The 13,311-nt window shown below is 56.6% G+C and carries 8 protein-coding genes; 2 read left to right on the top strand and 6 right to left on the bottom strand.

Annotation, left to right across the window (positions count from 1 at the left end):
* Nucleotides 1-132 precede the first annotated feature (132 nt).
* On the top strand, nt 133-708 hold the full coding sequence (gene phaR, locus CPJ18_RS20825) for a polyhydroxyalkanoate synthesis repressor PhaR (RefSeq protein ID WP_077103043.1): 576 nt from the start codon (nt 133-135) through the stop codon (nt 706-708).
* Here the strand turns inward: phaR and CPJ18_RS20820 are convergent.
* On the bottom strand, nt 699-2,084 hold the full coding sequence (locus CPJ18_RS20820) for an MFS transporter (RefSeq protein ID WP_103659955.1): 1,386 nt from the start codon (nt 2,082-2,084) through the stop codon (nt 699-701). The two genes, phaR and CPJ18_RS20820, sit on opposite strands and share 10 nt — an antisense overlap.
* Nucleotides 2,085-2,162: 78 nt before the next feature.
* Nucleotides 2,163-6,926 carry an NAD-glutamate dehydrogenase gene (locus CPJ18_RS20815; RefSeq protein ID WP_103659859.1) on the bottom strand — a complete coding sequence of 1,588 codons (4,764 nt, stop codon included), beginning with the start codon at nt 6,924-6,926 and terminating at the stop codon, nt 2,163-2,165.
* Between the two features lie 540 nt (nt 6,927-7,466).
* On the opposite strand from CPJ18_RS20815, the gene CPJ18_RS20810 reads away from it, so the two are divergent.
* Complete coding sequence (locus tag CPJ18_RS20810) at nt 7,467-8,039, top strand: CarD family transcriptional regulator (RefSeq protein WP_077103049.1); 573 nt, start codon at nt 7,467-7,469, stop codon at nt 8,037-8,039.
* A gap of 95 nt (nt 8,040-8,134) precedes the next feature.
* On the opposite strand, the gene CPJ18_RS20805 is transcribed toward CPJ18_RS20810, so the two are convergent.
* The 4 genes from CPJ18_RS20805 to thiB all read right to left on the bottom strand — a co-directional run bounded on the left by CPJ18_RS20805 (nt 8,135) and on the right by thiB (nt 13,294).
* Nucleotides 8,135-9,736, bottom strand: a complete 1,602-nt coding sequence (locus tag CPJ18_RS20805) for a M48 family metalloprotease (RefSeq protein ID WP_245445447.1) — start codon at nt 9,734-9,736, stop codon at nt 8,135-8,137.
* 196 nt (nt 9,737-9,932) lie between these two features.
* Entirely contained in the window at nt 9,933-10,649 is a 717-nt protein-coding gene (locus CPJ18_RS20800; RefSeq protein ID WP_103659858.1) for a thiamine ABC transporter ATP-binding protein, read from the bottom strand.
* Complete coding sequence (gene thiP / locus CPJ18_RS20795; RefSeq protein WP_103659857.1) at nt 10,646-12,271, bottom strand: thiamine/thiamine pyrophosphate ABC transporter permease ThiP; 1,626 nt, start codon at nt 12,269-12,271, stop codon at nt 10,646-10,648. Before thiP ends, CPJ18_RS20800 begins: the two co-directional genes overlap by 4 nt.
* A gap of 9 nt (nt 12,272-12,280) precedes the next feature.
* A complete protein-coding gene (gene thiB, locus CPJ18_RS20790) occupies nt 12,281-13,294 on the bottom strand; it encodes a thiamine ABC transporter substrate binding subunit (protein WP_103659856.1) in 1,014 nt (337 codons plus the stop codon).
* Between the last annotated feature and the right edge of the window lie 17 nt (nt 13,295-13,311).

Here is a 13,311-nt window from a genome sequence, read left to right as displayed (position 1 = left end):
TTGCTGCGCAAAAAAAGACTGTTGCAATGCACAAAACATTTGTCATGCCGATTAAGTTGAGCATAAACTTAAAGATGGGAAGAGCAAAAACACCTGATAAAAAGAAAATACCATCATCGCGAGGAGGCGAGCATGGCCAAACACAGTGGCGAGACCGTCATAAAAAAATATGCCAACCGGCGGCTCTATAATACCGGTACCAGTACCTATGTGACGCTGGAAGACTTGGCGAAAATGGTCAAGCGTGGGGAAGAGTTTAAGGTCCAGGACGCCAAGACATCCGAAGACATCACCCATGCGGTTCTGACCCAGATCATCATGGAACAGGAAGGCAAGACCGGCAACACATTGCTGCCGACGGCGTTCCTGAGACAGCTGATTTCCTACTACGGTGACCAGATGCAGATGGTCGTGCCGACCTTTCTAGAACATTCCATGAAGACCTTCTCCGAGCAGCACAGCCAGATGCAGGAGCATATGGGTAAAGCGTTTGGTGACGCATCCGGCACCAAGAACTTTTCATCGCCGTTCGGCTTTATGGAAGAGCAGATCAAGCGGAATACGGAGCTTTTTCGTCAAGCCATGCAGGTCTTCACGCCATTTCCGGTACCTCCCGTACCGAAGGAGCAGAAGAAGCCCGACGCCTCCGAACTTGATGATCTCAAGGCGCAGTTGCGCACGCTCCAAACCAAGCTCGATCAGCTCTGAGCTGGACGCACCCCTTCGGGAACACGCAGCAACAGCAGAAAGCCAGCGCCGAGAAAGATCGTCAGCATGGCCATGCCCACATGGGCGGAACCGGTTGCATAAGTCGCGATGGAAAAGGATAGCGTGGCCATGAAGCTGGTTGCGCGACCCGACAAGGCGTAGATGCCGAAATATCTCCCTGCCTCCGCAACGGTAATGTTGCGGGAGAGGTAGGAGCGCGATGAGGCCTGTACCGGGCCGAAGGCGAGCCCCACCAGTATACCGTAAAACAGATAGGCCTTTTCTGCGGATGTAGAAAACAGCCCATCCCGCACGGAGGCTTGCAGTTGAATGAGGCCAAACAAGGTTGAATCGGTCTGCGTGGAAACAATGCCGATGGTCGCCAATAGCAGTAGGGTGAGGCTGATCAGCACCGTCGTCCGCGATCCCAGACGTTGATCCACATAACCAGCCGCGATACAGCCACCGATGGCGACGATATTCAAGATGATGCCATAAATGCCGATTTCCATCGTGCCCCAACCGAACATGCCAGCAGCGAAGGTACCACCGAGGATCAACACGCCGTTGACCCCATCTTGATAGAGCATGCGGGCGATCAGAAATCGCATGATAACCGGGCGACCTCTCAGTTCTCTCAGCGTGACTTTCAGTTCCGACAGACCGGAGTGAACCGCTTTCCTGAAAGGCAAGCCTTTTTTGACGTCTGGGGTAAAAAAGAACATCGGCAGGATGAAAACGAAATACCAAATCGCCGAAATCGGACCGGTGATCCGCGCATCCTCTCCCGCCGCCGGATCAAGCCCAAACAGTGGCGGTATTCCAAGGATGGTGACGCCGCTGCCAGGTGCAGCAGCCAGAAACAGCACCACGAAGATCAGAACCACCATGCCGCCCAGATATCCAAGGCCCCAGGCCGTATTGGAAATACGACCGACATTCTCCGGCGTGGTCAGGCGCGGCATCATGGAATCATTGAAGACGATGGAAAACTCAGCTGCAATGGAGGCCAGGATCATGAAGGTGACCGGCCAAAGAAGGTCCGAACCGGGTGCTGCGAACCACAACATCGAAAGGCTGGCAATCTTCAGCGTCGCGAAGAAGGCAATCCATGGTTTTCTCGAGCCGGACTGATCGGCGATCGAGCCAAGAATTGGAGAGAAAATGGCAATGATCACCGATGAGATCGTCGCCATGTTGCTCCACGTCGTCTGCGCGGAAATCGGGTCCGCAGTCAGCCGGGCAACGAAATAAGGACCGAAAATGAATGTGGTGACTACTGTGAAAAAGGGTTGAGCCGCCCAGTCGAACAGCATCCAGCCCCAGATGCCGCGCTTTGGTATCTTTTCACCGGTGGTCGGGAAGGATGAGGCCATGGGTGACCCTTTCAGCCGGTGCAGCAAGGCGCGTGAAAACTGCCCAGCCATCACGACCGGGCAGTCTATAATTCTGTATCAGACGTTACGAGCCTGGACTATATCGGAAAGCAATCCGGCAGCAACAGTCAGGCGCGCAAGGTTGGTCTCGCCACTATCGCTCAGGCCGCCAAGCTCCGAGACGATGCGGTTGACCCGTACACGATCTGCCGCATACCAGGCCTGAACCGGGTTCTTTTCCTTGGCATGCTCGGTCAGAGCCGAAATGACGATCCGGCGTCGCGACGACGATATCTGGTCCTGGCTGCGCAGCAGGGCAAGGCTCTCATAGTGGTCGGCAGGTGTCACGCGTCGGCCCGCATCAAGCAACTTTGCCACGCGGAAAGTGACGGATACGGCAGCATAGCTTTCGGCGGCGCGGGCAAGCGTCGTATTTGCCTGCTCCGCAATGAGCATGATTTCCGGCACGTAGACCAGAAGTGACAGCGTTTCCAACTCGCGTATCAGCGCGGGGTCGACACCCTCGATTTCGGTGAAGCCGATCTCGTCCTGATAACGAGCGGCACCCGGCGACAACGTCTTGATGGCCGTTCTCAGCCGATCGATTTCGTCCGCCATCGATGCCGTGGCCGTACCCGTCGTCTGGAGATAAAGTCGGGTCGCATCCGTGAAGATACGGTTGACGGTGGCATAAAGACCGTTTTGCACATCGCCGGAAATCTGGCCGTCCAGCTTGTCGACTTCGCTCCACAGGCGTTTCAGGCCAAAGCCGTCTTCAACGATCATTGCGCCCTTGACGACCACAGGTGCCAGCAGACTGCTGGCATCCGCCAGCTTCTGCACGAAGCCTGGCCCACCGCGATTGACGACCTGGTTGGCAAGCGAAGTCGCAACGATTTCGCGGTGCAGACGGTGGCTAGTGATATCAGCCGCATAGGTCTTCTGCATCTTGCTCGGGAAATAATCCGTCAAAAGATGCTGGAGATAAGGCTCATCCGGTAGTGTGCTCGCCACCAATGTATCAAACAGCGTCAGCTTGGCATAGGACAGGAGAACGCCGATTTCGGGCCGGGTTAGCGGCTTGCCCGCCGCATAACGCTCGCTGAACTCGGCATCATTCGGCAAAGTTTCCACCTTACGGTTCAACTGTCCCGCTGCCTCCAGCGCGCCCATCAGACGACCAAGCTCCTCGCGGTTTTCGGTACCGCGACGCTCGGTCAGCGATATCGCCAAGGATTGCAGGTAGTTGTTGCGCAGGACGAGTTGTGCCACCTCCGTCGTCATGGACGACAAAAGCTGGTTGCGCTTGGGCAATGTCAGGCGTCCGTCATTGACGGGCGATGCCAATGCGATCTTGATATTGACCTCGACGTCCGAAGAGTTGACGCCTGCCGAGTTGTCGATGGCATCAGAGTTGCACCGCCCGCCCGAAAGCGCATAGGCGATACGCGCCTTCTGCGTGATACCGAGATTGGCCCCTTCGCCGATCACCTTGGCACGAACTTCGGTCGCGTTGATGCGGATCGGATCGTTGGCGCGGTCACCCACCTCGGCATTGGTTTCCACCGCCGCCTTGACGTAGGTGCCGATGCCGCCGAACCAGAGAAGATCGGCTTGTGCCTTCAAAATCGCCGTCATGATTTCGAACGGCGTGGCCACGGATTTGTCGATACCGATGGCCGCGACAGCTTCCGGTGTCAGCGCCACGGACTTCTCCGCGCGGGAAATGATCATCGCACCCTTGGACAGCGTTGCCCGATCATAATCCTGCCAGCTGGAGCGCGGCAGGTCGAACAGGCGCTTCCGCTCGGCAAAGGAAATAGCCGTATCCGGTGTCGGATCGATGAAGATATCGCGGTGGTCGAAGGCTCCTATCAGCTCGATCTTTTCGGATAGCAGCATGCCATTGCCAAACACGTCGCCGGACATGTCACCCACGCCAACGACCTTGAACGGCGTCGTTTGAATGTCGGTGTCCATCTCGCGGAAATGCCGTTTGACCGTTTCCCACGCACCGCGTGCGGTAATACCCATCTTCTTATGGTCGTAACCGGCAGAACCACCAGACGCAAAGGCATCATCGAGCCAGAAGCCCGCCTCACGCGCCAGCCCGTTTGCCGTATCGGAGAAGGTGGCCGTTCCCTTGTCGGCAGCGACGACGAAATACGGATCGTCGCCGTCCAGCCTCAACGTATCCGAGGGTGCAACGATATCATCGCCGACGATGTTGTCGGTGATCGACAGCAACGTGCGGATATAGGTCTTGTAGGCATCTTTGCCCGCATTGAAGATTTCGTCACGGCTGCCGCCGACGGGCAGAGTTTTCGGGAAGAAGCCGCCCTTGGCACCAACCGGCACGATCACAGCGTTCTTCACCTGCTGGGCTTTGACCAACCCCAGAACTTCCGTACGATAATCCTGTCCGCGATCCGACCAGCGAAGTCCCCCACGCGCCACCTTGCCAAAACGCAGATGAACGCCTTCGACTTCGGTGCCGTAAACGAAGATTTCGCGGAACGGACGCGGATCGGGCAGGCCATCCAGAAGCTTCGGATCGAACTTGAAAGCCAGCATCGCTTTCGGCAATCCGTCTTCGTTGCGCTGGAAATAATTGGTGCGCAATGTGGAATCCACCGCGTTCACATAACGACGCAGGGTGCGGTCCTCATCCAGATTGGGAACGCCGGACAGTGCTGCTTCAATGGATTTGTGGAGATCGGATAGTTTGCGAAGGCGCGGTTTCTCTCCGATCTTCGGATCGAAGCCATGGGCAAACAGCTGGAAAATGCTGGCGGCGATGGCCGGATATTTGAACAGGGTTTCGGAAATATGCTCCTGCGAATAGACGATGCCGGTCTGGCGCAGGTAACGCGCATAGGCACGCAAAACGGAAATTTCACGAACGCTAAGGCCAGCGGAGAGGATCAGCCGGTTGAAGTTATCGTTGTCGACGCTGCCATCGAAGACCGCAAGAAACGCCTCTTCAAGCCGCGGGCCGTAGGTCGCAAGATCAAGCGTCTCGCCCTGCTGCACCTTCAGCTCCATATCATGCAGAACGATAGTGGTGGTCTCGTCGCCCGACACGACGCCCACATCGAAGGTCCGTTCGCTGATAACGCTGAAACCAAGGTTTTCCAGCAACGGCACGCGGCGAGACAGCGGCAAATGACCATCCCGGTGGAAAATCTTCAGCGACAGCACATCACTGGTTTGGTCGTCACGGCGATAGAACTCGATGCGAACTGGTTCACCGCTGGCAGTCGCGGCGATATCGGCCATATCACCAATGGCCTCTTCAGGCGTAAACGCTTCCTGATAGGCCTGATCGACATCCAGAACGGGCGTGCCGGACGGGGAAAGCGCCACGAAATGATCGATCCAGCGCGCGGCGATATCGCCAACGGCATCTTCGAGCTTGTCCTGCGCGACCCGCGGCGTCTTGTCGTTGGTGCGACCGACGATGAAGTGAACGCGGGCAACCGAACCTTCTGGGAAGGCCGGGTAATAGGCCGAGATATGCCCGTCATAGACCCGGGCCAGATATTCGCCGATCTTCTCGCGCACATAGGAATTATACTCCTCGCGCGGCACGAAAATAATCACCGAGACGAAGCGGTCAAACCGGTCGATGCGCGGCAGGACACGCACACGCGGGCGGTCACTGAGCTCCATGATCTGCTCGATAAAGCGGATCAGAAGGTCCGTATCGATCTGGAAAAGATCGTCACGCGGATAGGATTGCAGCGTATTGTGCAGGATGCGTCCGGAGTGACTGTTGGGGTCGAAGCCGAAATGATGTTCGACCTCGGCGACCTTGGCTCGCAGCAGCGGAATTTGCCGCACGGAATGCGTATAGGCCGTCGCCGTAAACAAGCCGACAATCCGCAATTCGCCGATAACGTTGCCATCCTCATCGAAACGCTTGATGCCGATATAATCCATATAGGCGCGGCGGTGGACGATGGATTTCACATTGGCCTTGGTAACGATCAGGAAATCCGGGCCATCGAGGAACGCCAGAATTTCCGGCGTCGTCGTGACAGCATCCTTGCCCAGACGCAGGACGCGCACATTCGGGTCCGTGAGCGTACCGAGACCACTGCCCTCGCCGCGCTCGACCTTAGCGTTCTTACCCGTGCCGGAATAGCTGTAATCGCGCATTCCGAGGAAGGTGAAATTATCGTTGCGCAACCACTCTAGAAAAGCCACCGCCTCACTGCGCTCGGATTTGCGACGACTTGAACCGCGTTCTTTCAACTCGATCAGGGCTTCGTCGAGTTTCGCCAGCATCGGCTTCCAGTCGCTATAGGCGGACTGAACCTGCGACAAAACGAAGCGGAGCTTTTCCTGAAGCGTTTCGGCTCCTTGTTCCGTCACCGGCGCGATGTGAAGCTGAATGACGCTGATATTGTCTTGCTGCGCATCCACTTCTGGGTCGGCCAAGCGATAACCGCCGACCGCAGTTTTATCGGCAACCATGATGGGGTGCACAGCGAGATAAAGGCTGCGGTAACTGCTTGTGACTTCCCCCATGACGGAATCGTAGAGGAACGGCATGTTGGGCGCGATGACGGTTAGAACAGAAACCGGAGTTTCACGGGGTTCGACGCCTTCTACTTGTGAAATACCAATATAGGATGCGTCTTTTTTCCAGTTTGAAAGTTCTTTCGCGACGTGCTGCGCCGCAGTAGCCAGCATTTCCGGAGAATAATACTGGATGTCGTCAGCGCTGGCACGACCGAAAATTGCAGATGGGTCAATGAACGCCTTACCGGATGCTTCCGCCAGTTTTCTGGATTTTTCGAGTTGTTTGTCGCGTTTTGGATTGTTCCGGTAGCCCATTTTGCCTTTTTCCTCCCGAAGGATGAGGGGTTATGAAAGAAAAACGCAAAATCTCTGCATTTTCGTTCAAATTCGAATCGGATATTGGCGCGGAATTGTGAATAGTTTAAGTGGCAATCCCTACTTTAAATGCTTCATCAAAATTTTATTCGATTGAAAAACAACTTTCCCTCCTGCGGCCGCATAAAAGTATCAATTGCCTGATTTCTGTTAACATCCGGGCGACCCTATTGTGACGCCTAAGTCACTGTTGAAGCAAATTATTGATTTCCACGTATTTTTGTGGTAGACAGATAAAACTGATCCACAGCGTGGCATTTGCGTGCCCAAAAACACCACGAAAGCAACTCATCACTTGCACGCGGTCTCCGTGACATATCGTTCGTTTGTGTTGTCAACCTTGGCGGTTGCAAGATGATTTATTTTTGAGCGCACGTCTGTACCAGTACGAAGTCACCTGACGGTTTCCCCCGTCTCATCCGGGCCTACCGACCCGACCCCGGACCCCCGGGTGCATGTAACAGGGAGTTTTTAGAACGAATGACTATCCAGCAGAAGAAATCTCCAGCGCGTCACGGCTTCAAGATCGGCGAAGCGATCGTTTATCCCGCTCATGGTGTCGGTACCATTTCGTCTATTGAGGAACAGGAAGTCGCGGGCATGAAGCTCGAACTGTTCGTCATAGATTTCGAAAAAGACAAGATGCGTCTCAAGGTTCCTGTAGCCAAGGCTGTCACCATCGGCATGCGCAAGCTGTCCGAAGGAGATTTTGTCGAGCGTGCACTGAAAGTCGTTCAGGGCAGAGCGCGCGTCAAGCGCACCATGTGGTCGCGTCGCGCGCAGGAATATGATGCGAAGATCAACTCCGGCGACCTGATCGCGATTGCCGAGGTCGTTCGTGACCTTTATCGCGCTGAAAACCAGCCAGAACAGTCTTATTCCGAACGCCAGCTTTACGAAGCTGCTCTTGACCGCATGGCGCGCGAAATTGCCGCCGTCAACAAGATGTCAGAAACGGAAGCCGTTCGTCTCGTTGAGATCAATCTCAACAAGGGACCAAAGCGCGGCAAGGCTGCTGATGAAGACGAAGCTCAGGAAGAAGAAGCCGCTTAAGCTTTTCTTTTCTGGCGACACTATAAAGCCGACCCTCGAACTGCCTTCAAGATGTTGACGATCAACGACTTGAGGCAATTCGAGGGTCGGTTTTTTTATTCCGAGATGATTTTCACGCGCTGGCCCGGCTGGATCGTCGCGGTCGCGCTCATGGCGTTGAGGACGCGGAAAAGTTCAAGCTTGCGATCCGTCCCCATCATGCGGGCGGCAAGCGACGCGACGGTATCATCCGCCTTTGTCGTCACGACACGGACGCGAAGCGGTTTGAGCGCAGCGATTTCCTGCGGTGTCATCTTGCGGAAGCTGGTGCGCAGCACATTGGCAACGGTCTCAAGCTGAGCGCTCCCCTTTGGTACAGCTGTGAGGAACCGGAAAATCTGCTGTCCGACACGGATGACGGTGACGTCGAAGTCCCATTTGTCAGCCGTCGCGCGCGCGGTCGCAGCTGGTAGCCCATTGATTTCGGTCTCACGCACAGTCTCAGGCACCAGACCCGCTACCCAGCCGCTGGTGAGATAATTCGCAAGGCTGGTCTGCTTGGGATCGGCGACGCCATCGAAACGGATCGCCATTTCGCCGGGGCCGGTCGCCAGAACAGCTTCGACCTTGTTGTCGATCTGGAAACCTTCTGGCACGTCGAAACGAATGCCCAGAGTGCCGTGCAGGAACGTATTGCCTCGCACATAGCCCTCCTGCGGGCTGTCGCCGTAAAGCAGGCCATCAATGCCATTGAGGAACCATTCGCGCCCCTTGTCTCCGACCTGCCCTTCCTGACCGAACGCCCGGGCATGTCGCTTGGCCAGCTCGATACGCTGCGGCGTATTGGGGTGGCTGGATAGGAAGTCGAGGCTTTGGTCACTGTCAGGATCAGCAGAGGTGAAGCGCGCATAGGCCGCCATGGAATCCAGGAAGCGCGGCGATGCATAAGGGTCATATCCCGCTTCGCCCAGCATACGCACGCCGATAACATCAGCCTGCAATTCCTGTTGGCGAGAAAATGCAGCCAGGCGCAGCTTGCCGCGCGCCAAAGCCTGTTTTCCAGCCAGATCGCTCGACAGCACTTCTGCAACCACACGGCTGGCAATAACTTCTGCCTCTTCGCGCCGTTGACGCTCGATACCGTGATTGGCGGTGACGTGGCCCATTTCATGCGACAGAACCGCCGCGACTTCCGACGCGTCGTTGGCCAGCGCCAGCAGACCACGGGTCACATAGAGATAACCGCCCGGCAGGGCAAAGGCGTTGATGGCCGGCGAGTTGAGGATCGTGATACGGTAGGACTGCTGCGGATTTTCAGACACCGCCGTCAACGCGCCAGCAATCCGCGCCACCAGACGTTCGGTCTTGTCGTCATGATATTCACCGCCATAGCTGGCGACAATGCGTGGATGCTCGCGCGCGCCCATCTGCGCGCGTGGGTCGTTTTTCTGCACTTCCTCAACGGTCTGCGGATTGTCCGAAGGCTTCAGGCTCGATTGGTAGGACGGGCTGAACAGCGACTGGCACGACGACAAAATGAGGCCAGCGGTTACCAGCGTCAGAATGCGCCTGACCGACTTGCCCCTCTGCCATACATTCTGACCGGAGGTGTGGCTCTGCGGAGCCTTCACACACGTCATCATTCTGCCTGTCTGCTCCAAACGTTCCTGATCATCCGTCAATTGCAGACCAGAATACTCTATTACCCCTAGGGGCATGTGAATGCGCCAACACCGAAAACGATCCGTCACACGGCAATATTAAGCCAGAAGGATTGTTCTTATAGTTTTCAAGCAGTTGTTATAAATCCGCAAGTGCAAAAATGGCGCATCGCCTGTGTGATTTCGCAAGGCTTGACAGTCCCCCGCGTCCAAATTGTGACGCGACCGGGCCAACCCGGCATCCAAACCTGTCTTAAAGCGCAAGAAAGGTTCTGATCTCTTCGACATGCGTTGCCGAAAAGAAGTCTTCGACTTTGCCCTTATAAACAACATGGCCGTTCGAAAGAAAAATGACGTCGTGCGCCAATCGACGGATATCGTCCGGATGATGGGTCACAAGAAGAACCGTGTTTTTCAAGTCATCATGCAGCTCTTTCAAAAGAGCGGACATGCCGGAACGCAAGCCGGGATCAAGCGCCGCAAACGGTTCATCCAGCAGCATCACAGCCCGCTGGCGCACCAGCGCTCTGGCCAGCGCCGCCCTCTGTCGCTCGCCACCGGACAGGGTGGAAGGCAGGCGTTTTTCAAAACCGCCAAGACCAACCCGCGAAAGCGCGTGGCTGATGGCCGTCTTGTCGTCCGCGGTGAGTTTCAGCGAGGGGCTGACCCCGAGGCCAACATTTGTGAAAATATCCAGATGCGAAAAGAGATTGTTGTCCTGAAAGATAAGCGAAGCCGGACGCTCCGAAGGGTCAAGGCCGTTCACATCACGCCCATCGATCAGCACACGCCCTGCATCCGGTGTTTCGAAGCCTGCAACGAGATTGAGAAGCGTCGATTTTCCGGAGCCGGACGGTCCGACGACAGCCGTGACCTTACCCGGTTCAAACATGCAATTCAGCGCAAAATCCTGTTGACCCAGTTTCAGGGTGATATTGTCGAGGCTGACACCGCAATCTTGAGCACTCATGCGGCGGCCTTTGCTGTTATGGCCTGTCGTGACACCCCGCCTGCCGCAAGAACGAGGCAGATGACACCCAGAATAAAGGCATAGCCTGCCGCATCATTGGTCCGGTAGCTGCCCATATTGCTGTAAACCAGCCATGGCAGAGTGACAAAATTTTCGGAGCCGAACAGCGCCACGGCTCCAAGATCACCCAGTGAAAGCGCCATGGCGAAGGAGAACGCCATCGCGATCGGAGCCCACAGAACCGGCCAGTCGATAAGCCGAAGCCGGGAGAAGCCTGATATGCCAAGGCTCGCAATCAATCGACCGGTGCGGGCCTGATGGGTCGAAAACGCAGGCTCCAGAACACGCATCACAAAGGGTAGCGCCATCAGCATGTTGATAAAAGCGACCAGCGCCGGTGCGAAGACGGCAACATCGCCGAAAGGGCGCAGCAGCAAAAACCATCCGCTGCCCAGCACCACCGGCGGGACGAGAAGCACGAGTGACGAGCCGGACCCCAGCACTGTCGAAAAAGCGTTCAACGGCCAGCCCGTAGATCTGCGAGCAGCAACGGCCTGCCGTGCCCGGATGATGGCGACGGAGACTACAAGCGCAAGCGAGGCAGAGAGGAAGGCGACCATCATGCTGGTGCCGAAGGCCTTCCAGAAAGAACCTGCCGTCAGAAGGCGCGGAAGATCCGCCGACAGCCCGGATGATGCCACCGCAACCAATGGCAGGCCGACCAACAGCAATGCCAGGGAGATAATAACCCCATCCCACAGTCGTGATGGAATGCTTGATCCATCGAAACGGCGAACCCCTCGGCCCTGCGTCGAGGGCTCCGCATCCGTAGATGGCAACAGCGCCAGCAAAGCCAACAGAATGCCGGTCATTCCGATCTGCACAAGCGATAACGCAATGGCCCGTGGCGGGTCGAAATCGAATCGCAAGGCCTGATAGATCGCCACCTCGATCGTCGTCGCGGAGGGCCCGCCGCCCAGCAGCAGAACGAGGGTAAAACTGGTGACGCAAAGCATGAAGATCAGCCCCGCAACGCCCGGAACGAGCTTTGCGACCGCTGGCCATTCGATGAACCGAAACGTGGAGACGGGTCCAAGGCCAAGGCTTGCGCCCATGCGCCAATATTCATCCGGCACGCGCTCCAGACCGGCCAGAAAGAATCTCACGGCCAGCGGCAGGTTGAAGAAGACATGGGCAATGAGGATACCGGACAAACCATAGATGCTGAACGGTTGGTCTGCACCCAAAGCCAGCAGGGCGGCGTTGAACACACCCTGCCTGCCCCATATCGCGATAATGCCCAGCGCGCCCACGATAACCGGCAGGCCCATCGGCACCGCCATCAGCCTGATGATCCAGATGCGGCCGGGGAAATCGCGCTGGCGGGCAAGGGCCAGCGCCACCGGCAGCCCTGTAACAATCGAGATCAGCGTGGAAAGACTTGCCTGCCACAGCGTGAAACGCAGGATGCGCAGCGTATAGGGATCGAAAACTGCCGCCGATGACGCCCCGGCATCGAAAGACAGCAAGGCCGCAACAGCAAGGCCCATGAACATCAGAACCGCGGCAAATGCCACCGCTCCGCTATAGATGAACCTGCGACTGTCGCGACGCTGTATCATGGCGGAAGACTACTTCACGCTCATGGCCGTAAGCCATTCGTCGATCCATACCTTGCGGTTCTTGGCCACCACTTCCGGGTCCATCAGGAATGTTTTTGTGGGTTGCACCAGCTTGGAGAACGCATCCGGCAGGGGCGCAGACGTTGCGGCCACCGGCATCATCCAGTTGTTTTCTGGAATGGCGTCTTGAAAACCCGTGGTCAGCATGAAGGCGAGAAACTGCTTTGCCAGTTCCTTTTCCGGCGCATTCTTCAAGATACCGGCCACTTCGATCTGGATATAATGACCCTCTTCGAAGCTGGCCGCCTGATAGCGATCGGTCTTTTCCGCGGCCATGTGATAGGCAGGCGAGGTGGTGTAGGACAGCACCATCGGCACTTCGCCCTTGGTGAACAGACCGTAGGATTCCGACCAGCCGGGCGTGACAGTCAACACGCGGTTTTTCAGCTTTGCCCAGGCCTCCGGCGCCTTGTCGCCATAGACGGATTTCACCCACAACAACAGTCCGAGGCCCGGCGTCGAGGTACGCGGATCCTGGATCGCAATTTTTTGCGACGGATCGCCCTCGACCAGCTCCTTGAGGCTCTTGGGTGGGTTTTTCAGCGTCTGCGTGTCGTAAACAACGGCGAAATGGCCGTAATCATAGGGGACGAAAACGTCATCCTTGAAGTCACCCGGCACCTTGGCTGCGGACGGATCGAAGCCCGACGCCTCGAAAAGACCGGTCTGCTTGGCCTCGGCAATGAGATTGGTATCGAGGCCGACAACCACATCCGCTTTGGAGCCGGGACCTTCCAGTTTCAGCCGGTTCAACAGCGCGACACCATCGGCAACGCCCACGAAATTGACGGTGCAGTTGCATGTCTCTTCAAAAGCAGCCTTGACCTTGGGACCGGGACCCCACTCGGAAACGAAGCTTTCGTAAGTATAGACCGTCAGCGTCTTTTTATCTTGCGCCACGGCGATAGCGGGCAGCAAAACGGACGCAGCGACAAGCGAATGAAGGAAAAAACGACGATACATCAAGAGCACCTCCTCGA

The sequence above is a fragment of the Agrobacterium rosae genome (assembly GCF_002915175.1).
In the GTDB taxonomy this organism is placed as follows: domain Bacteria; phylum Pseudomonadota; class Alphaproteobacteria; order Rhizobiales; family Rhizobiaceae; genus Agrobacterium; species Agrobacterium rosae.
This window is presented reverse-complemented; position numbering and strand designations above follow the sequence as displayed.

Excerpts from the sequence above, each read along its gene's own strand:
- phaR (WP_077103043.1), top strand. The coding sequence starts at position 133 with ATGGCCAAACACAGTGGCGAGACCGTCATAAAAAAATATGCCAACCGG.
- CPJ18_RS20820 (WP_103659955.1), bottom strand. The coding sequence starts at position 2,084 with ATGGCCTCATCCTTCCCGACCACCGGTGAAAAGATACCAAAGCGCGGC.
- CPJ18_RS20815 (WP_103659859.1), bottom strand. The coding sequence starts at position 6,926 with ATGGGCTACCGGAACAATCCAAAACGCGACAAACAACTCGAAAAATCC.
- CPJ18_RS20810 (WP_077103049.1), top strand. The coding sequence starts at position 7,467 with ATGACTATCCAGCAGAAGAAATCTCCAGCGCGTCACGGCTTCAAGATC.
- CPJ18_RS20805 (WP_245445447.1), bottom strand. The coding sequence starts at position 9,736 with ATGCCCCTAGGGGTAATAGAGTATTCTGGTCTGCAATTGACGGATGAT.
- CPJ18_RS20800 (WP_103659858.1), bottom strand. The coding sequence starts at position 10,649 with ATGAGTGCTCAAGATTGCGGTGTCAGCCTCGACAATATCACCCTGAAA.
- thiP (WP_103659857.1), bottom strand. The coding sequence starts at position 12,271 with ATGATACAGCGTCGCGACAGTCGCAGGTTCATCTATAGCGGAGCGGTG.
- thiB (WP_103659856.1), bottom strand. The coding sequence starts at position 13,294 with ATGTATCGTCGTTTTTTCCTTCATTCGCTTGTCGCTGCGTCCGTTTTG.